At 72.5% G+C, this 18,084-nt stretch carries 19 protein-coding genes; 5 read left to right on the plus strand and 14 right to left on the minus strand.

Features of this window, described 5'->3' with window-relative positions; all coding sequences use genetic code 11:
• The first annotated feature begins 16 nt into the window (after positions 1-16).
• The 3 genes from ABZ990_RS03190 (at position 17) to ABZ990_RS03200 (ending at position 1,963) form a co-directional block, all read left to right on the plus strand.
• Positions 17-622: a DsbA family protein gene (locus ABZ990_RS03190; protein WP_361224386.1), complete on the plus strand. Its 606-nt coding sequence runs from the start codon at positions 17-19 to the stop codon at positions 620-622.
• A gap of 135 nt (positions 623-757) precedes the next feature.
• Entirely contained in the window at positions 758-1,327 is a 570-nt protein-coding gene (locus ABZ990_RS03195) for a TIGR03086 family metal-binding protein (protein WP_361224389.1), read from the plus strand.
• A 75-nt stretch (positions 1,328-1,402) separates the two neighbouring features.
• Positions 1,403-1,963, plus strand: a complete 561-nt coding sequence (locus ABZ990_RS03200; RefSeq protein ID WP_361224392.1) for a DUF664 domain-containing protein — start codon at positions 1,403-1,405, stop codon at positions 1,961-1,963.
• Positions 1,964-2,074: 111 nt separating this feature from the next.
• On the opposite strand, the gene ABZ990_RS03205 is transcribed toward ABZ990_RS03200, so the two are convergent.
• The 14 genes from ABZ990_RS03205 to ABZ990_RS03270 all read right to left on the minus strand — a co-directional run bounded on the left by ABZ990_RS03205 (position 2,075) and on the right by ABZ990_RS03270 (position 16,415).
• Entirely contained in the window at positions 2,075-2,869 is a 795-nt protein-coding gene (locus ABZ990_RS03205) for a sirohydrochlorin chelatase (protein WP_361224395.1), read from the minus strand.
• Between the two features lie 8 nt (positions 2,870-2,877).
• The gene (locus ABZ990_RS03210; RefSeq protein WP_361224398.1) at positions 2,878-3,891 is read right to left on the minus strand and encodes an ABC transporter permease subunit; all 1,014 of its coding nucleotides are present in this window, start codon (positions 3,889-3,891) and stop codon (positions 2,878-2,880) included.
• Positions 3,878-4,678 carry an ABC transporter ATP-binding protein gene (locus ABZ990_RS03215; protein WP_361224401.1) on the minus strand — a complete coding sequence of 267 codons (801 nt, stop codon included), beginning with the start codon at positions 4,676-4,678 and terminating at the stop codon, positions 3,878-3,880. Before ABZ990_RS03215 ends, ABZ990_RS03210 begins: the two co-directional genes overlap by 14 nt.
• A gap of 55 nt (positions 4,679-4,733) precedes the next feature.
• Positions 4,734-5,897, minus strand: a complete 1,164-nt coding sequence (locus tag ABZ990_RS03220; protein WP_361224404.1) for an aliphatic sulfonate ABC transporter substrate-binding protein — start codon at positions 5,895-5,897, stop codon at positions 4,734-4,736.
• A 229-nt stretch (positions 5,898-6,126) separates the two neighbouring features.
• Positions 6,127-7,494 carry a GTP-binding protein gene (locus tag ABZ990_RS03225; protein ID WP_361224407.1) on the minus strand — a complete coding sequence of 456 codons (1,368 nt, stop codon included), beginning with the start codon at positions 7,492-7,494 and terminating at the stop codon, positions 6,127-6,129.
• A gap of 2 nt (positions 7,495-7,496) precedes the next feature.
• Positions 7,497-8,432 carry a sulfate adenylyltransferase subunit CysD gene (cysD, locus tag ABZ990_RS03230; RefSeq protein ID WP_361224410.1) on the minus strand — a complete coding sequence of 312 codons (936 nt, stop codon included), beginning with the start codon at positions 8,430-8,432 and terminating at the stop codon, positions 7,497-7,499.
• Positions 8,429-9,028: an adenylyl-sulfate kinase gene (gene cysC / locus ABZ990_RS03235; protein WP_361224413.1), complete on the minus strand. Its 600-nt coding sequence runs from the start codon at positions 9,026-9,028 to the stop codon at positions 8,429-8,431. Before cysC ends, cysD begins: the two co-directional genes overlap by 4 nt.
• Positions 9,025-9,732 carry a phosphoadenylyl-sulfate reductase gene (locus ABZ990_RS03240; protein ID WP_361224416.1) on the minus strand — a complete coding sequence of 236 codons (708 nt, stop codon included), beginning with the start codon at positions 9,730-9,732 and terminating at the stop codon, positions 9,025-9,027. The genes cysC and ABZ990_RS03240 overlap by 4 nt, the downstream gene beginning before the upstream one ends.
• Positions 9,729-9,974 carry a hypothetical protein gene (locus ABZ990_RS03245; protein WP_361224478.1) on the minus strand — a complete coding sequence of 82 codons (246 nt, stop codon included), beginning with the start codon at positions 9,972-9,974 and terminating at the stop codon, positions 9,729-9,731. Before ABZ990_RS03245 ends, ABZ990_RS03240 begins: the two co-directional genes overlap by 4 nt.
• The gene (locus tag ABZ990_RS03250; RefSeq protein WP_361224419.1) at positions 9,971-11,671 is read right to left on the minus strand and encodes a nitrite/sulfite reductase; all 1,701 of its coding nucleotides are present in this window, start codon (positions 11,669-11,671) and stop codon (positions 9,971-9,973) included. Before ABZ990_RS03250 ends, ABZ990_RS03245 begins: the two co-directional genes overlap by 4 nt.
• Before the next feature lie 127 nt (positions 11,672-11,798).
• Positions 11,799-11,882, minus strand: coding sequence for a putative leader peptide (locus tag ABZ990_RS03255; RefSeq protein ID WP_361224472.1), 84 nt, complete (start codon positions 11,880-11,882; stop codon positions 11,799-11,801).
• A 191-nt stretch (positions 11,883-12,073) separates the two neighbouring features.
• A complete protein-coding gene (locus tag ABZ990_RS03260; RefSeq protein ID WP_361224422.1) occupies positions 12,074-12,643 on the minus strand; it encodes a GNAT family N-acetyltransferase in 570 nt (189 codons plus the stop codon).
• A gap of 213 nt (positions 12,644-12,856) precedes the next feature.
• The gene (locus tag ABZ990_RS03265; RefSeq protein WP_361224424.1) at positions 12,857-14,176 is read right to left on the minus strand and encodes a GAF domain-containing protein; all 1,320 of its coding nucleotides are present in this window, start codon (positions 14,174-14,176) and stop codon (positions 12,857-12,859) included.
• A gap of 481 nt (positions 14,177-14,657) precedes the next feature.
• A complete protein-coding gene (locus tag ABZ990_RS03270) occupies positions 14,658-16,415 on the minus strand; it encodes an acyl-CoA dehydrogenase family protein (protein ID WP_361224426.1) in 1,758 nt (585 codons plus the stop codon).
• 134 nt (positions 16,416-16,549) lie between these two features.
• Between ABZ990_RS03270 and ABZ990_RS03275 the strand changes: the two genes are divergently transcribed.
• The gene (locus tag ABZ990_RS03275) at positions 16,550-17,575 is read left to right on the plus strand and encodes a YihY/virulence factor BrkB family protein (protein WP_361224475.1); all 1,026 of its coding nucleotides are present in this window, start codon (positions 16,550-16,552) and stop codon (positions 17,573-17,575) included.
• 150 nt (positions 17,576-17,725) lie between these two features.
• On the plus strand, positions 17,726-18,084 hold a 359-nt coding region (locus ABZ990_RS03280; protein ID WP_361224428.1), incomplete at its 3' end, for a DUF6597 domain-containing transcriptional factor.

An 18,084-nucleotide genomic window follows, 5' to 3' on the forward strand; every position in this document is an offset into this window, starting at 1 on the left:
GCCTAGGCTTTCCGGCATGACGACCACTGTGGACTTCTATTTCGACCCCGCCTGCCCGTTCGCCTGGATCACCTCACGCTGGATGCTGGAGGTCGAGCGGCACCGCGACATCGACCTCCGCTTCCGGGTGATGAGTCTGTACTTCCACAACGAGGGCAACGAACTGCCCGACTGGTACCGCACCCTCGTCGACGACTCCATCCGGCCCGTCCGCGTCGCCGCCGCGGCGGCCGAGCGGCACGGCGAGGAGATCCTGCGCCCGCTCTACACCGCGTACGGCACCCGTATCCACGAGCGCAAGGAAACGGACGTCGGCGTGGTCGTCGCCGAGTCCCTCGCCGAACTCGGCCTGCCCGCCGAACTCGCCGCCGCGGCCCACGATCCGGCGTACGACGCGCTCGTCCGCCGCAGCCACGACGCGGGCCGCGACCCGGGCGCGGACGCGTACATCGGCACGCCCACCCTGCACATCGACGGCACCGCCTGGTTCGGCCCGGTACTCCGCGCCATACCGCGCGGCGAGGCCGCCGCCGAACTCTTCGACCACGTCCGCGCCCTCGCCGCCCACCCCGACCTCTTCGAGCTGAAGCGCACCCGCACCGGGGGTCTCGACTACAGCTGATCTCCGCGCGAGGGCAGGCGGCCCGCGCGGTCCGGGAGCAGGGGTTGTCCGGGCTCAGGGGGGCAGGGGCGGAGCGCCCGGCCGTGTCGCGATTCTTCAAGACCCGTCGTGCCGGGGCTTCGTAGCGTCGGCCGTATGAACACGATCCACCACCACCTCGCCCTCTGTGCCGCCGAAGCCGCCCGGGTCGCTCGCGGCCTTACCCCCGAGCAGTTGGCCGGGCCGTCGGTCTGCGCCGGCTGGTCGGTCCGCGAACTCGCCAACCATCTCGTCCTCTACTCCGCCCACGGTCTGGAACACCGCGCCCTGCGCACCGAATTGCCGAAGGAGACGGTCGCGCGCGACTTCACCGCCGACGCCGACTGGCCCGAGCGGTACGCGGACCAGCTCGACCGTGCGCTCGCCGCGTGGGAGAAGCCCGAGGCGTGGGAGGGCGAGGTCGAGATGGCCGGCAGCCCGGTCCCGGCGGCCGAGATCGTCGCCATGCTCGTCCTCGAACTCGCCCTGCACGGCTGGGACCTGGCCCACAGCACCGGACGGGCCTTCGAGCTGCCGGAGGAGACCGGTGCGTATGTGCGGGAGGTCGTCGAGCGGTACGCGGGGATGTACCGGCAGTACGAGGGATTCGACGAGCCGGTGGCCGAAGTCGACGCCGATGACGCCTCGTTCACCCGCGCTCTCGCTCTGAGCGGTCGGCGCCCCTGACACGCGGGCCCCCGGCCCGCCGGGGGCGCGGGAATTCGGTGGCGGGCGGAGAAAGCAGCGGCGACCATGATCGACATGAGCGATCAACCCGAGCGATGGACCCAGGCGACCGTCTACCCCGACATGTGGGTGGACCCGAAGGACGACCCCCGTGACAGTGAGGGGCCCGGCCCCGAGGGTGAACGCGCCACTCTCGACGGATATGTGGCGGACTACCGGTACACCCTGCGCATGAAGTGCGAGGGTCTGGACCCGGAGCAGCTGGCCCGCCGCTCGGTGCCCCCGTCCACGATGTCGCTGCTCGGTCTGATCCGGCACCTCGCCGAGGTGGAGCGGGACTGGCGCAACTGGCTCACCCACGACGAGCGGCTGCCCAAGCTGTACGGGGCGCGCGACGCCGACTTCGACGGCGCCCGCGCCGACCAGGCCCTCGTCGACGCCGCCTACGCCGATCTGGAACGCGAACAGGCCACCACCGACGCCGCGTTGGCCGCGTTCGCCGACCTCGGCACCCGGGTCGGCAAGGACGACGTCTCGATCCGCAGCATGCTGGTGCACCGGATCGAGGAGTACGCCCGCCACTGCGGACACGCCGACCTGCTGCGCGAGTGCGTCGACGGGCGCGTGGGGCAGTGAGCGTGGTGCGGTGAGCGTGGTGCGCTGAGCGAGGGGCCGGGCGTCACGCGCGCCCGGCCCCGAACCCGCGCGGCCCGAGTGAGCCATGCGGCTCGCTGCGCGAGGCAGGCGTCAGCCTGCTGCCGCCACCAGTGCCAGTCCGGCCCGCTCCTGCTCCTGTTCCCCTTGCCACACCCCGGCCGCCGCCTCGTACCGTTCGATGAGCAGCCGGGCCAGTTCGGGGCAGGGGCCGAGGACGTCGGCGAGGACATCGGCGCCGGATATGGCGGCGCCTGCGGCGATGCGGTCCGGGAGGCGGCCGGGGGCGATCACGTACGGGGAGACCGCCACCCGCCGCACTCCCGGCTCGGATCGCAGGGCCCGTACGGCGTCCTCCGTACGGGGAAGGGAAGCGGAGGCGAACGCGGGCCGCACGGAGCACCAACCGGTGCGCCGCAGCTCCCGCGCCGTTTCTGCGATCACCGCGATCGCCTCCGGGTCGGAGGAGCCCGCCGAGGCCAGGACGACCCCGGTCGTGCTCTTGTCGGCGGGCGTCAAACCCGCCTCGTACAGCTGCCGTTCGACTGCGGCCAGCAGCAGCGGCGACGGACCGAGCACCGCTGCCTGGCGGATCCTGAGCGCGGGCGGGGCCGCGCTCAGGACGGCGGGGATGTCGGCCTTCGCGTGGAAGGCGCGGGTCAGCAGCAGCGGCAGCGCCACCACCTCGCGTACGCCCTCGGCGGCGAGCCGGTCCAACACCCCGGGAACGGACGGCAGGTTGAAGTCCAGGAACGCCGTCTCCACCCGCAGCCCTGGCCGCAGCAGACCGGCGCGATCGACCAGCGACCGGACGGTCGCCGCGTGCCGGGGGTCGCGGCTGCCGTGGGCGAGGACGAGCAGCACGGGGGCGGAGGCAGGTGTGTTCACGGGGTCGCTCAGCCCTTCACCAGCAGGCCGCGGCGGCGCAGCACCGTACGCTCCAGCGGGCTGAAGATCAGCAGGTCGACGGCGATGCCGACGAGCAGGATCAGCAGGATCGCCAGGAAGATGCCGGGCATGTCGAAGTTGTTCCGGCCGTTCTCCAGGAGCTGGCCGAGGCCGAGGCCGAGGTCGGGGGAGGACGCGATGATCTCCGCCGCCATCAGCGAGCGCCACGAGAACGCCCAGCCCTGCTTCAGACCCGCGAGATAGCCCGGCAGCGCCGCCGGCATCACGATGTGCCAGGCGCCCTTCAGGCCGGTCGCGCCCAGCGTGCGGCCCGCCCGCAGGAACAGCGGCGGCACCTGGTCCACGCCCGCCACCAGACCGTTGGCAATCGACGGGACCGCGCCGAGCAGGATCACCGTGTACATCATGCTGTCGTCCAGGCCCAGCCAGAGGACCGCGGGCGCCACCCAGGCGACCGACGGCAGCGACTGCAGACCGGACAGGATCGGGCCGATCGCGGCCCGGACCGGCTTCACCCGCGCCACGAGCAGACCCAGCGGGGTACCGATCGCGAGCGCGAGCAGGAAGCCGAGCAGTGCCCGGGACACGCTCGTCCACAGCACGCCGAACAGTGTCCCCGCCAGCCACATGGCCGTCAGGCTGTCCCACACCGCGCCCGGTGACGGGAGCTTGCCGGCGTCGGCGACCTGTGCCGTCACCAGTAGCTGCCACACCGCGAGGACGACGGTGACGGCGATGGCCGGCGGCAGCACCTTGCGTACCAGGACCTCGCGGACCGGGGCGCGGCGGACCTGGACGCTGTCGAGGGCGTCGAGACCGGCGCCGAGGCCCGCCAGATCGTCGGAGCCGTTCCCGGACCCGGAGACGGACCCGTTCCCGGAATCGGAGCCGTTCCCGGACCCGCTCCCGGCCCCCACCCCGGCCGCCCCTCCCGCGACGGCCTCCCCGGCCTCGGCGGCGTCGCCGCCGGGCGTCGCCGTCGTCGTATCAGTGCTGGCCATGGCGGCGGATCTCCCCACGCAGATGTTCGGTGATCTCGATGGACAGTTCCGCCACGGCGGCGTCCTCGATGCGGCGCGGCTGCGGGATGTCGATGTGCCACTCCCGGGCGATCCGGCCCGGCCGGGAGGACAGCAGGACGACACGCTCGGCCAGCCGCACAGCCTCGCGCACGTTGTGGGTCACGAAGAGCACCGACAGCCGGGTCTCGCGCCAGATCCGGGTCAGCTCGTCGTGCAGGACGTCCCGGGTGATCGCGTCGAGCGCCGCGAACGGCTCGTCCATCAGGAGCAGATTCCCGGCCTGCGCCAGCGCGCGGGCCAGTGCCACCCGCTGCCGCATGCCACCGGACAGTTCGTGCACCCGCTTGCCGTACGAGCCGTCGAGGCGCACCAGGGAGAGCAGTCGCTCGGCCTCCGGGCGTCGCTCCGGCTTCGGCATCCCCCTTAGTTTCAGGGCGAGTTCGATGTTCTTGCCCGCCGTCAGCCAGGGGAAGAGGGCGTGTTCCTGGAACATCAGGGCGGGCCGGCCGCCCGGGGTGTCGATGCTTCCCCGGGTCGGCCGGTCGAGTCCGGCGACCAGGTTGAGCAAAGTGGACTTGCCGCAGCCCGAGGCCCCCAGAAGGGTCACGAACTCGCCCGGCGCGACATCGAGCGAGATGTCGTCGAGGACGAGCTGGCCGCCGGAAGGGCCGCCGAAGGACTTCGAGACGTGGCTGAGCCGCGCGGCGTGACCGGTCGTGGCGACGACGTGGTCCTCGGCCTTGGCGAGCGTGTCGAGAGCAGCCATGGATGTCACCTCCTGGGAGACGGGGCGGGAGACCTGAACGCGGGCTTGTGCCCGGTTACTTGACGCCGAGACCGGCGTCGGGGACCGCGGATCGGCCCTCGGCGGCGAGGACCTTGTCGAGCGGCCGCAGGTCGTAGATGCCGGTCAGGTCGGGCTGCCCCAGAAGCCCCGCCTTCACCGCGTGGTCGGCCTGGGCGCGCAGCGTCGAGGCCAGCGGGTCGTCGGTGAAGCGCAGCGAGGACCAGGCGCTGTCGAGCACGTCGGCGGGCAGCGGCTTGCCGCTGAGCTGCCGCAGCTTGTCGTTGGCCGAGGTCTTCGCCTGCTCGGGATGGGCGTTGATCCACGCGTTGGTCTTCACCGAGCCGCGCAGCACCGCCTCCACGACGTCCGGGTGCTCCTTCAGGAACTTCTGCGACACGATGATGTTCGTGATGACGAACTGCTTGTCCGGCCACAGGTCCCGCTCGTCGAGCAGCACCTTCGCGCCCTCGGAGACCAGCTTCGACGCGGTCGGCTCCGGTACCCACGCGCCGTCGATGGAACCGGTGGTGTAGGCGTTCGGCGTCACCTTGTTGTCGGTGCGGACCACGGACACGTCGCCCTTGCCGCTCTGCGCGTCGACCTTCCAGCCTTGCTCCGAGGCCCAGTTGAGGAAGGCCACGTCCTGGGTGTTGCCGAGCTGCGGGGTGGCGATCCGCTTGCCCTTGACGTCGGCCGTCGTCTTGATCTTCGTCGGGTTCACCACCAGCTTCACACCGCCGGAGGCCGAACCGCCCACGATGCGCAGGCTGGTGCCCTTGGACTTGGTGAACCCGTTGATGCTGGGGGAGGGGCCGATGAAGCCGATGTCGATCGAGCCCGCGTTCAGCGCCTCGATCTCGGACGGGCCGGCGTTGAAGGTGGTGGACTTCAGCGCGGTGCCGCCCAACTCCTTCTGGAGGATGCCCTCCTGCTCGCCGACGAGGGCCGTCGCGTGGGTCAGGTTGGGGAAGTACCCGAGCCGTACGGTGTCGGCCGAGAGCTTGGGACCCTTCGGGGCCGCGTTCTTCGCGGCGTTCGCCGTGTTGTCCGCTCCGCCGTTCGAGGCCCCGTCGGCCTGCGAACCGTAGCCGCAGGAGGCGAGCGCCCCGATCAGCAGGGGGAGGGCGGCGGCCGCGGAAATGCCTCGGCGCAAGACGGTACGGGTGGTGCGGGGGGTGGTGGCAGGCGTGGCAGGCACGGGAGGTGGTCCCCTCGGTCTGAGCTCAGCGGAGGCTGGGCCTATGTCGATGTCGTCGCCCGGGTGCGAGCGGGTGGTACGGGTGGAGCGGTGCCGCGCCGCCGGAACGGCGACGGCACACGGAGGTCAGCACGCACATCGCGCGACCCCTCCCAGGCCCGCACCGAGGGCGCCGGAGCCCACCCGGCCGCCCTCCTTGGCGAATCCGGCCCAGATGTCCTGCTTCATATCAGAAATCCCATCCGTCCTCGTCGTCCACCGAGGGCGCCTCGGCCGGAGCCGGGGCGGCGGAGGCGAAGGAGTCGCCCGCCATGCCGGCGGCGAGGGTGGTGCCGTCGGCCGGGTCGATCAGCAGAAACGATCCGGTACGCCGGGAGTCGGCGTACGCGTCGAGCGCCAGCGGCTCGGCCGTACGGACCTTCACCCGTCCGATGTCGTTGGCGACGAGCCGCCCCGGCTCCGGGTGCTGGGAGAGGTCGTCCAGGGTGAGCCGGGACGGGATCTCCTTGACGATCGCCTTGACCGTACGGGTGGTGTGCTTGAGCAGCACCCGCTGACCCACGCTCAGCGGCCGGTCCGCCACATGGCAGACGGTCGCCTCGACGTCCTGACCGGTCGGCGGCGCGTCGGCGGCCGGGGTGATCAGGTCGCCGCGCGAGATGTCGATGTCGTCGGCGAGTCGGAGGGTGACCGACTGCGGGGCCCAGGCGGTGTCCACGCAGACACCGAGTGCGTCGATCGCGGTGATCTCGGAGGTCCTGCCGGAGGGCAGGACGGCGACCCGGTCGCCGACCCGGAACACGCCGGCCGCGATCTGGCCCGCGTAGCCTCGGTAGTCGGGGTGCTCGGCGGTCTGCGGACGGATCACGTACTGCACCGGGAACCGTGCGTGACATGCCGTCAGGTCGTGGCTGACCGGCACGGTCTCCAGGTGCTCCAGGACGGTCGGGCCGCCGTACCAGTCCATGTGCGCGGACGGCTCCACGACGTTGTCGCCGACGAGCGCCGAGATCGGGATCGCGGTGACCTCCGGAACGCCCAGCTGGGTCGCGTAATCCGTGAACTCCTCGGCGATCGCGGCGAAGACGGACTCCTGGTAGCCGACCAGGTCCATCTTGTTCACGGCGAGCACCACGTGCGGGACCCGGAGCAGCGCCGCGACGGCGGCGTGCCGGCGGGTCTGCTCGACCACACCGTTGCGCGCGTCGACCAGGACCACGGCCAGTTCGGCGGTCGAGGCACCGGTCACCATGTTCCGGGTGTACTGCACATGGCCCGGGGTGTCGGCCAGGATGAAACGGCGGCGCGCGGTCGCGAAGTAGCGGTACGCCACGTCGATGGTGATGCCCTGCTCCCGCTCGGCCCGCAGGCCGTCGGTCAGCAGCGCCAGGTCCGGCGCCTCCTGGCCGCGCGAGCGCGAGGCGTGCTCCACGGCCTCCAACTGGTCGGCGAGCACCGACTTGGAGTCGTGCAGCAGCCGCCCGACCAGGGTCGACTTGCCGTCGTCGACGGAACCGGCGGTCGCGAAGCGCAGCAGGGTGGTGGCCCCGAGCGCGGTGTGCGCCTCGGGCGCGGGCCCGGTGGTGGATGTGGTCATGGCTAGAAGTACCCCTCGCGCTTACGGTCTTCCATCGCGGCCTCGGACAGCTTGTCGTCCGCCCGGGTGGCGCCCCGCTCGGTCAGCCGGGACGCGGCGATCTCCGCGATCACGGCGTCGAGCGTGGCGGCGTCGGAGTCGACGGCACCCGTGCAGGACATGTCGCCGACCGTGCGGTAGCGGATCAGCCGCTTCTCGGGCGTCTCGGAGTCCTTCGGGCCGCCCCAGTCGCCGGCCGTCAGCCACATGCCGTCACGCCGGAACACCTCGCGCTCGTGCGCGAAGTAGATCTCCGGCAGTTCGATCCGCTCGCGCTGGATGTACTGCCACACGTCCAGCTCGGTCCAGTTGGACAGCGGGAACACCCGGACGTGCTCGCCGGGGGCGTGCCGCCCGTTGTAGAGCTGCCACAGCTCGGGGCGCTGGCGGCGCGGATCCCACTGCGAGAACTCGTCACGGAGGCTGAACACCCGTTCCTTGGCACGGGCCTTCTCCTCGTCGCGCCGCCCGCCGCCGAACACGGCGTCGAAGCGGTGCCGCCGGATCGCGTCGGTCAGCGGCACCGTCTGGAGCGGGTTGCGGGTGCCGTCCGGGCGTTCGCGCAGGGTGCCCGCGTCGATGTACTCCTGGACGGAGGCGACATGGAGCCGCAGTCCGTGCGCCGCCACCACGCGGTCGCGGTAGGCGAGGACTTCGGGGAAGTTGTGCCCGGTGTCCACGTGCAGCAGCGTGAAGGGGACCGGTGCCGGGGCGAACGCCTTCAGCGCCAGGTGCAGCATGACGATGGAGTCCTTGCCGCCGGAGAACAGGATCACCGGACGCTCGAACTCCCCCGCCACCTCACGGAAGATGTGGACGGCCTCCGACTCCAGCGAGTCGAGGTGCGACAGCGTGAACGGGCTGCCGGTGGTGTCGTGCGGGTGCGCGACGGTCGTCATGACAGACCCTTCTCGTTGAGCAGCGCGTGCACCGCGGCCGCCGACTCCGCCACCGTCTGGTGCTGGGACTCGATCCGCAGGTCGGGCGCCTTCGGCTCCTCGTACGGGTCGTCGACCCCCGTGAGCCCGGATATCTCGCCGGCGGCCTGCCGGGCGTACAGCCCCTTCACGTCCCGCACCGAGCACACCTCGACCGGCGTGGCCACATGCACTTCGAGGTACGGCGTGCCCGCGGCCTCGTGGCGCGCGCGCACCGCGTCCCGGCTGTCGGCGTACGGAGCGATGACCGGCACCAGGACCGTCACCCCGTGCGAGGCGAGCAACTCCGCGACGAAGCCGATCCGTTGGACGTTGGTGTTCCGGTCCTCGCGGGAGAAGCCGAGGCCCGCCGAGAGGAACTCGCGGATCTCGTCGCCGTCGAGGACCTCGACCCGCCGGCCCTCCGCGCCGAGCCGTCCGGCCAGCTCGTACGCGATGGTGGTCTTCCCCGCGCTGGGCAGGCCGGTCAGCCAGATGGTGGTGCCCGTGGTCACGTCTGTCTCCTGAACTTCCTGGGCGTCGAACGGGACGCTCGCGTCCTGGCGGCCGGCCGTCATCCGTGGATCCCGCATTCGGTCTTGGCGCGCCCGGCCCAGCGGCCGGCCCGCGCGTCCTCGCCCGCCGCCACCCGGCGGGTGCAGGGCGCGCAGCCGACGGAGGCGTAACCGTCCATCAGCAGCGGGTTGGTGAGGACGCCGAACTCCGCGACGTAGGCGTCCACGTCGTCCTGCGTCCAGCGGGCGATGGGGGAGATCTTCACCTTCCGGCGCTTCTCGTCCCAGCCGACGACCGGGGTGCCGGCCCGGCTCGGCGACTCGTCGCGGCGCAGTCCGGTGGCCCAGGCGTCGTAGCCCGCCAGGCCCTCGGTCAGCGGCCGGATCTTGCGCAGCGCGCAGCACAGGTCGGGGTCGCGGTCGTGCAGGCGAGGACCGTACGCGGCGTCCTGCTCCGCCACCGACTGGCGCGGGGTCAGGGTGATCACACGGACGTCCATGACGGCGTCGACCGCGTCCCGGGTGCCGATGGTCTCCGGGAAGTGGTAGCCCGTGTCGAGGAAGACGACGTCCACGCCGGGCCTTGCCCGCGAGGCGAGATGGGCGACGACCGCGTCCTCCATCGAGGAGGTGACGCAGAACCGGTCACCGAAGGTGTCCGCCGCCCACTGGACGATCTCCAGCGCGGAAGCGTCCTCCAGCTCGCGGCCGGCCCGCTCGGCCAGTGCCTTCCGTTCGGTCTCGGTCGGGTGGCGGGTGTCCGTCATCTCTCCTCCTCTCGCGGGGTGTTGTCGGTGTTCTCGGTGGTGCCGGTGCCGGTGCCGATGGTGGTGCCGGCTTCGGTCGGGTTCGGCGCACGGTGCGTCGCGGGGGCCAGCAGGCCCAGGAACTTCAGCTGGAAGGCCCGGCTGCACGCCGCGCACTCCCAGGCGCCGTGGCCCTGCTCGCCGGGGCGAAGGTCCTCGTCGCCGCAGTAGGGGCAGTGGAAGGGGGCGGCCCGGCCGCTCACGCGAGGGCCTCCTCGGACGCGCGCGCCGCCCAGGCGGCGAAGCGCTCGCCGTCCTCGCGCTCCGCCTGGAAGCGCTTCAGCAACCGCTCGATGTAGTCGGGGAGTTCGGCCGAGGTGACCTTGAGGCCGCGCACCTTGCGGCCGAAGCCGGCCTCCAGGCCGAGCGCGCCGCCCAGGTGGACCTGGTAGCCCTCGACCCGGTTGCCCGCCTCGTCCAGGACCAGCTGGCCCTTGAGGCCGATGTCCGCGACCTGGATCCGGGCGCAGGCGTTCGGGCAGCCGTTGATGTTGATGGTCACCGGCTCCTCGAACTCCGGGAGACGGCGCTCCAGTTCGTCGATCAGCAGCGATCCCCGGGCCTTGGTCTCCACGATCGCCAGCTTGCAGAACTCGATGCCCGTGCAGGCCATCGTGCCGCGCCGGAACGGCGACGGGGCGACTCGCAGGTCCAGCGCCTCCAGGTCGGAGACGAGCGAGTCGACCTTCTCCTCGGTGACGTCCAGGACGATCATCTTCTGCTCGGCGGTGGTGCGGACCCGGCCCGAGCCGTGCGCCTCCGCGAGGTCGGCGATCTTCGTCAGGGTCGCTCCGTCGACCCGGCCCACCCGAGGGGCGAAGCCCACGTAGAAGAGGCCGTCGCGCTGGGCGTGGACGCCGACGTGGTCGCGCCAGCGGCCGGCGGGCTGTTCGGGGGCGGGCCCGTCGGTCAGCGCGCGCTTCAGGTACTCCTCCTCCAGGACCCGGCGGAACTTCTCCGGACCCCAGTCGGCGACCAGGAACTTCAGCCGGGCCCGGTTGCGCAGCCGGCGGTAGCCGTAGTCGCGGAAGATGGAGATGACGCCCTCGTGGACGTCGGCCACCTCCTCCAGCGGCACCCAGGCGCCGAGCCGGACGCCCAGCTTGGGGTTGGTGGACAGACCGCCGCCGACCCACACGTCGAAGCCCGGGCCGTGCTCGGGGTGGCGCACTCCGACGAAGGCCACGTCGTTGATCTCGTGCGCCACGTCGAGCAGCGGGGAGCCGGAGACGGCCGTCTTGAACTTCCGCGGGAGGTTGGAGAATTCCTTGTTGCCGACGATCCGGCGGTGGATCTCCTCGATGGCCGGCGTGCCGTCGACTATCTCGTCCGCCGCGATCCCGGCGACCGGCGAGCCGAGGATCGTCCGAGGGGTGTCGCCGCACGCCTCGGTGGTGGACAGGCCGACGCCCTCCAGCCGGTTCCAGATCTCGGGGACGTCCTCGATGCGGATCCAGTGGAACTGGATGTTCTGCCGGTCGGTGATGTCGGCGGTGCCGCGCGCGAACTCCTCGGAGACCTCGCCGATGACCCGCAGCTGCCGCGTCGTCAGCCGGCCGCCGTCGATGCGTACCCGCAGCATGAAGTACTCGGCGTCCAGCTCCTCCGGTTCGAGGACACCGGTCTTGGTGCCGTCGAGACCCTCCCGGCGCTGGGTGTACAGACCCCACCAACGCATGCGTCCCCGCAGGTCGTTGGGGTCGATGGAGTCGAATCCGCGCTTGGCGTAGATCGTCTCAATACGTGTCCGTACATTGAGACCGTCATCGTCCTTCTTGAACTGCTCATTGCCGTTGAGCGGAGTGAGGTGCCCCGCGGCCCACTGGCCCTCGCCGCGGTGGCGCCCGGTTTTACGGCGGGGCGCGGCGGCGGGCGTGGGGGATTCCGGGCTGGCGGCCATGGCGATGTGTCCTTCGGGACGGAATGAGGGCGGCTCTGACCTGCACATTCGCGCGCAGGGCAGGGGAGGGCGCGGCGATGCGCAAGGAAAACGGGACGTCAGGGGAAACGCGGCGGTGCTGGATCTTTCAGCGCGCCGGACAAATGGCGCTGGACACGCGGCCGAGGTCGACGTGCCGCCGACTCACCAAGGCAATTCCAGTTCCAGGCATGACGGAAGCGTGTCACGGGACTTTGGACCCAGTCCACCAACATCCGGGATGTGGACGATTCGGTCTCGCATGGCGAGATCAGAGAGGTCGGGGCATAGAAAAAGGGGCCCGTTTCGGGGCCCCTTTTCCCTGATGGAATGGTGCGGTTGTGGCCGCTGTGCGACCTGGTGTGCGTGATGCGGCGCGGTGTCTCAGGCGCCGGCGCCCGGCCACGATCCGGGGGTCTCGGACGGCTCGATCTGTTCGGTCTTCGTGTCGAAGAGGCGGAAGCCGCGGCGCTCGTAGTTGGCCATCGCGTGCTCCCCGTCCAGGGAGCAGGTGTGCAGCCAGACCCGCTTGGTCGGCGGTCGCTCGGGCCAGCGCTCCGCCAGGTCCCAGGCGCGCGCCACGCCGTACGACAGCAGCCGGCCGCCGATTCCGCGCCCCCGGAAGGCGGGTATCAGGCCGAAGTAGACGATCTCCACGACCCCTTCGTCCTGCGCGTCGAGCTCCACGTACCCGGCCGGCGTCCCGTCCTCGTACGCCACCCAGGTCTCGGTGCCCGGCTTCTCCAGGATCGCCTGCCACTGCGGGCGGGTCAGGGACAGCCGGTCGCCCCAGTGGATGTCGCCGCCGACCGCGGTGTAGAGGAAGCGGCTGAACTCCGCCGACGGGAACCCCGCGCGCGCGATCCGCAGCTCCCGGCCCTCGGGGGCGGGGGACGGGCGGAGGTCGTCCGGCGAGGTCTGTTCCAGGGACCAGGTGGTGAGAGTGATGCTCATGGGCCTATCGCATCATGCGGAGCGCCGGATTCCCAGGGCGGACGGGCAGTGAATCCGGCGACCTCTGTCCACGATGTGGACAGTCGGTCAGTCCGTGGACGGGTGTCTGCCCCCGCCGCTCGGCCGGCCTCGCCCGGCCGCTCGTCCGGCGGTCCGTGCCCGCTCCTTCTCCGCCGCTCGTGCCTGGTTGTCCGCTTCCGGCCGCCCCTCCGTTCAATCCGGCGGTGTGTCGCGGGCCGCGCGGGCCGCCCGGATCGCCGGGGCGGTCGACCGGGGCAGCAGGTCCGCCGGGTCGGCAGGGCCGCGCAGCTCGACCTCCACCTCCTCGCCGAAGCGGTACGGCCGATGGGCGAGGACCCCCGCGAGGGTGCGCCGGATCCGGGACAGCTCCGCCCGTACCGTCACCGTCCGGGCCGGGTCCCCGAACACGTCCCGCGCCAGCTCCGCCGCCGTCCGCCCCTCCGGGTGCCGCGCGAGCACGTACAGCAGCTCGGCGTGGCGCGGGCTCAGCTCCTGCGACCAGGAGCCGACCGCGCCCGACACGGCGACCGTCCAGCGGTGCGGCCGGCTCACGTCCAGCACCACCCGGCTCGCCGCCCCCGCGCCCGGCACCGGATCACCGGCCTTCGGTTCCCCGGGCTCGACCCGCAGCAGCCAGCCGCCCGGCAACGGCTCCACCGCGCACATCCCGAGCGCCGGCAGCCGGACCCGGCCGGCCCGCAGCGGCTTCGGCAGGACGAGCCGGTCCACGGGCGCCATCCCGGTCACCGCCGCCGTCCAGCCGTGCTCGTCCACCGCGACGGCCCGTCCGCCCACCCGGCACAGGATCGGGGCGGCCACCGACCGGAGCCGTTCGACCGACCGCAGATGCCGCTCCCGCAACTCCGCCTCGGCCAGCCGCGCCACCGCGTCGACCAGGGCCAGGGTCGCCGGGTGGAAGGCGGCCGCCGGACCGCTCACGTCCACGATCCCGAGCAGCCGCCGGTCGCGCGGGTCGTGCACGGGGGCCGCCGCGCACGTCCAGTCGTGCAGGGACTCGACGTAGTGCTCGGCGGAGTGGACCTGCACCGCGCGGCCCATCGCGAGCGCCGTGCCCACCGCGTTGGTCCCGGTCGAGTGCTCGCTCCAGGCCGCGCCCTCCTCCAGACAGATCCCGTTCGCCCGGCGCATCACCCCGGTGTGCCCCTGCCGCCACAGCACCCGGCCGTGCTCGTCCGTCACCACCATGATCTGCGTCGAGGCGTCGGCGATGCCCGCGAGCCCGCCCGCCAGGGTGCGCATCACCGCGCCGAGCGCCGTCGTCCGGCGGCGTTCCTCCAACTCGTCGCGGCGCAGCAGCACACTGCTGGTGGCCTGGTCGGGCAGGACGCCGAGACGGGTCATCCGCTGCCAGGAGGCGTCGATGACCGGGCGCGGCGCCACCGGCGGGGTCCGGCCGGCCAGGGTCGCCTCGCGCACCCGGCGCAGCAGCCGGGTCGCCCGCGCGGCGTCCATCGTCGCCAGCCGCTTCAGGTCGAGCTGACTGTCGTTCATCGGTCCCCTCCCGGCCGCCCGTGGCCCGCGCTCGTCGCCTCGCCGCACCGGCACTCACGCCCGGTGCCGCCTTTCGCGCGATGCTCCGGACAGACGCTCCGGCGGCCCGGCGCGCGCTCGCACCCCACGCTCGCTCCCCGCGCTCCGGACGCTCCGGCGTACGCGGGAACGCCGGCGTACGGGTGACACCGACGCGCGCGGGCGCGGGCGCCCGTCGTATCGCCCGGTGACAGTCGGCGCCGGACGCTCGGAGCCATCCTGCAACCCCCTGCAACCCTGGCGAACGCCGCCCCCGGTGCGCGAGGGTGGGCGGAAGCGGAGGGTGGTGCCGTGTCGGCGCGGCACCACCCTCGGCTTTCGCTCCGGCCGGTCCCTCGCGGGGCCGGTCGCCGGCGCCGCCCGACCCGCCCGGCCCCCTCACCCGAAGGGCGGACGCCTCGAACTTCAGTTCAGATCTAAGTGCGGGATACGGAGCGCGCCCTCACCCCACCCCCACCGGCCGCGCCCGCTCCACCACCGCGCCCAGCGCCACCGTGTGCGGCAGCGTCCCGAACGACGCGCCCCAGTCCCCGCCCAGCCGCGACGCGCAGAACGCGTCCGCCACCTCCGCCGGCGCCCACCGCACGAGCAGCGCCCCCTGGAGCACCCGCGCCATCCGTTCCACGAGCCGCCGCGCCCGCGCCTCGATCCCCTCCAGATCCGCCAGCTCGGCGAGCATGTCCCGGATCGCCCGGTCCAGCCGGTGATCCGCCCCGCGCGCCCGGCCCACCTCGGTGAGGAAGGCGTTCAGCGCGGCCGGCTCCCGGCGCAGCACCCGCAGGACGTCCAGCGCCTGGATGTTCCCGGCGCCCTCCCAGATCGAGTTCAGCGGCGACTCGCGCAGCAGCCGGGGCAGCCCCGACTCCTCCACGTACCCGTTCCCGCCCAGACACTCCAGGGCCTCCGCCACCACCGGCGTACACCGCTTGGTCACCCAGTACTTCGCCACCGGCACCGCGATCCTCAGCAGCTGCCGCTCGTGTTCCCGCTCCCGATCCCGTTCCTGATCCCGGGCGCCGCCGTTCTCCCTCCGTACGGCCCCGGCCTCCGCCGCCGAGCCCACCGCCAGGCCCGTCGTCGCACCCGCCGCCGCACCCTCCGCCATGTCGTACGCCGCCGCGAGCCGCAGCCCGAGCACGGTCGCCGCCTCCGACTCCAGCGCCAGATCGGCGAGCACGTTGCGCATCAGCGGCTGGTCGACGAGCGGCCGGCCGAAGGCGCTCCGGTACGAGGTGTGGTGCACGGCCCGCGCGACCGCCTGCCGCATCTGCGCTGCCGAGCCCAGTACGCAGTCCAGCCGGGTTGCCGCCACCATCCCCATGATCGCGTGCAACCCCTCGCCCTCCGCCCCGATCCGCCGCGCCCAGGTCGTCCCGTCGAACTCGACCTCCGCCGAGGCGTTCGACCGGTTGCCCAGCTTGTCCTTCAGCCGCTGGAGCGCGAACGCGTTGTGCGCCCCGTCCGGCAGCACCCGCGGCACCAGGAAGCACGACAGGCCCTCCGGTGCCTGGGCCAGCACCAGGAACCCGTCCGACATCGGTGCCGAGCAGAACCACTTGTGCCCGGTCAGGGTGTACGTCCCGGCCTCCGCCAGCGGCTCGGCGCGGGTGGTGTTCGCCCGGACGTCGCTGCCGCCCTGCTTCTCGGTCATGGCCATGCCGAGCAGGACGCCCGCCTTCTCCAGCGGCGGCCGCAGCTCCCGCTCGTACACCCGCGAGGCCAGCAGCGGCTCCCACGCCGCCGCGAGCGCGGGCTCGGCCCGCAGCGCCGGCACCGCCGCGTGCGTCATCGACAGCGGACAGCAGTGCCCCGACTCCGTCTGCGACACCAGCAGGAAGCCCGCCGCCCGCCGCACATGACCACCCGGGCGGTCCCACGCCCCGCCTGCGAGCCCCGCGCCGACCGAGTGGCCGAGCAGCCGGTGCCAGGCCGGGTGGAACTCCACCTCGTCGATCCGGTTGCCGAAGCGGTCGTGCGTCACGAGCCGAGGCGGGAACTCGTTCGCCAGCGCCCCCCATTCCAGCACCTGCGCCGAGCCGGCCGAGCGCCCCAGTTCCGACAGCTCCGCCCGGGCCTCCTCGTACACCTCCGGCGGAAGATGTCGTTCCACGGCCTCGGTCAGTGCCCGGTCGGTACCGAACAGGTCGTACCCGACCAGCGGCGGAGCCTGATTGGTCACGGTGTGGGTCCTCGGAGCCATGCCGATACGGTAAGGAGGTGCAGGCAGCAAACGAAACACCCGAGCGGGGCGCGCGGGCCGAAGAGGCCGACCGGCGTCCCTGGAGCAGACTCCATCGCGCCCGCGTTCTCTACCGGAACGTCTCGAAACGGCAGATGGTCTGGCTGCTCCTGAAGGACACGATCAATTCGTGCATGGAGTACCGCATCCTCGGTCTCGCCGCCGAGGCCGCCTTCTTCACGCTGCTGTCCCTGCCACCGCTGCTGCTCGGTCTGATCGCCCTCCTCGGCTACGCCGACGAGTGGACCAACACCAACACGGTCGCCAGCATCGAGGAGAACATCCTCCACGCGGCCCGCACCGTCCTGTCCGAGCGGGGCGTGAACGAGATCGCGCGCCCCCTCATCGAGGACGTCACCGAGGCGAAACGGCCCGATCTGATCTCCCTCGGCTTCGCCATCGCCCTGTGGTCCGGCTCCCGCGCGGTCAATGTCTTCATCGACACGATCACGGTCATGTACGGGCTCGACGGACATCGCGGCATCGTCAAGACCCGGCTGCTGTCCTTCCTCCTCTATATCGTCGCGCTGCTCATCGGGGCGGTGGTGCTGCCGCTCGCGGTGGTCGGCCCGGACCGGGTCGTCGCGATCGTGCCCTGGAGCACCGAGGTCGTCTCCGTCCTGTACTGGCCGGCCGTCATACTCCTGTCCGTCGTCTTCCTGACGACGCTCTACCACGTGTCGGTGCCGGTGCGCTCGCCGTGGATCGAGGACCTCCCCGGCTCTCTCGTCGCCCTCGCCATGTGGGTGCTCGGCAGCTTCCTGCTGCGGATCTACCTCACCAGCCAGGTCGAGGGCCCCACCATCTACGGCTCCCTCGCGGCGCCCATCGCCGTGCTGCTGTGGATCGGCGTGTCCGCGTTCGCGGTCCTCGTCGGCGCCGCCGTCAACGCGGCCATCGACCGGGTGTGGCCGTCCGTCGCCACGGCCGCCGCCCGCGAGGCCAACGACCGGGTGCGCGCCGCCCAGGCCGCCGATCTGGTCGCCCGGCTGCGCGCGGAGGAGGACGACGTGGACGAGGACGATCCCGACATGCCCTCGGAGTTCCCGGAGCGGTGGTCGAAGTTCCTGCCGCCGGACGATGTGCGGTCGCGGCTGCACGCGGGGCGCGACAAGGACTGACACGGCGCGCGGGGGCGGTGCGCGCGGGTGGTGCGCGCGGGCGCGGGGCGTGGTTGCCGGGCGGACACCGGCGGCCGGGCGGGCACGGGGGCACGCGGGCGCCCCGGCGTACGACGAGGGCTCGGGTACGGACGGCAGGGGGGCGGTCAGGTGTACGAGGAGCGTCCCTCGCTGCTCGACGGCGCGGTCGTCTGGACCCGCCTCCTCGGCCCGGCCGGTGACGCCGTCGCCACCGTCACCCCCGATGCCGTCGGCGTCCCCGAAGCGCCCGCTACTCCCGGTCCGGAGATACGCCCCGTCCTGCCCGACGGGTGCATGGACCTGATCTGGGCCGACGGGCGGTTGCTCGTCGCCGGTCCCGACACCCGGGCGTACGTTCCGGAGGACCCCGCCGCCGCGTACGCGGGCGTGCGCTTCGCGCCCGGGGAGGCGCCGGGGGTGCTCGGCGTGGAGGCGAGCGCGCTGCGCGACCGCCGGGTGGAACTGGCCGATCTGTGGGGCGCCCGGAC

The sequence above is a fragment of the Streptomyces sp. NPDC046203 genome (assembly GCF_040646255.1).
Taxonomy (GTDB): Bacteria; Actinomycetota; Actinomycetes; order Streptomycetales; family Streptomycetaceae; genus Streptomyces.

Bases quoted from the DNA above. Each gene is read 5' to 3' on its own strand.
- ABZ990_RS03190 (WP_361224386.1), top strand. From the start codon at position 17: ATGACGACCACTGTGGACTTCTATTTCGACCCCGCCTGCCCGTTCGCC.
- ABZ990_RS03195 (WP_361224389.1), top strand. From the start codon at position 758: ATGAACACGATCCACCACCACCTCGCCCTCTGTGCCGCCGAAGCCGCC.
- ABZ990_RS03200 (WP_361224392.1), top strand. From the start codon at position 1,403: ATGAGCGATCAACCCGAGCGATGGACCCAGGCGACCGTCTACCCCGAC.
- ABZ990_RS03210 (WP_361224398.1), bottom strand. From the start codon at position 3,891: ATGGCCAGCACTGATACGACGACGGCGACGCCCGGCGGCGACGCCGCC.
- ABZ990_RS03215 (WP_361224401.1), bottom strand. From the start codon at position 4,678: ATGGCTGCTCTCGACACGCTCGCCAAGGCCGAGGACCACGTCGTCGCC.
- ABZ990_RS03225 (WP_361224407.1), bottom strand. From the start codon at position 7,494: ATGACCACATCCACCACCGGGCCCGCGCCCGAGGCGCACACCGCGCTC.
- cysD (WP_361224410.1), bottom strand. From the start codon at position 8,432: ATGACGACCGTCGCGCACCCGCACGACACCACCGGCAGCCCGTTCACG.
- cysC (WP_361224413.1), bottom strand. From the start codon at position 9,028: ATGACGGCCGGCCGCCAGGACGCGAGCGTCCCGTTCGACGCCCAGGAA.
- ABZ990_RS03240 (WP_361224416.1), bottom strand. From the start codon at position 9,732: ATGACGGACACCCGCCACCCGACCGAGACCGAACGGAAGGCACTGGCC.
- ABZ990_RS03250 (WP_361224419.1), bottom strand. From the start codon at position 11,671: ATGGCCGCCAGCCCGGAATCCCCCACGCCCGCCGCCGCGCCCCGCCGT.
- ABZ990_RS03255 (WP_361224472.1), bottom strand. From the start codon at position 11,882: ATGCCTGGAACTGGAATTGCCTTGGTGAGTCGGCGGCACGTCGACCTC.
- ABZ990_RS03260 (WP_361224422.1), bottom strand. From the start codon at position 12,643: ATGAGCATCACTCTCACCACCTGGTCCCTGGAACAGACCTCGCCGGAC.
- ABZ990_RS03265 (WP_361224424.1), bottom strand. From the start codon at position 14,176: ATGAACGACAGTCAGCTCGACCTGAAGCGGCTGGCGACGATGGACGCC.
- ABZ990_RS03270 (WP_361224426.1), bottom strand. From the start codon at position 16,415: ATGGCTCCGAGGACCCACACCGTGACCAATCAGGCTCCGCCGCTGGTC.
- ABZ990_RS03275 (WP_361224475.1), top strand. From the start codon at position 16,550: ATGGTCTGGCTGCTCCTGAAGGACACGATCAATTCGTGCATGGAGTAC.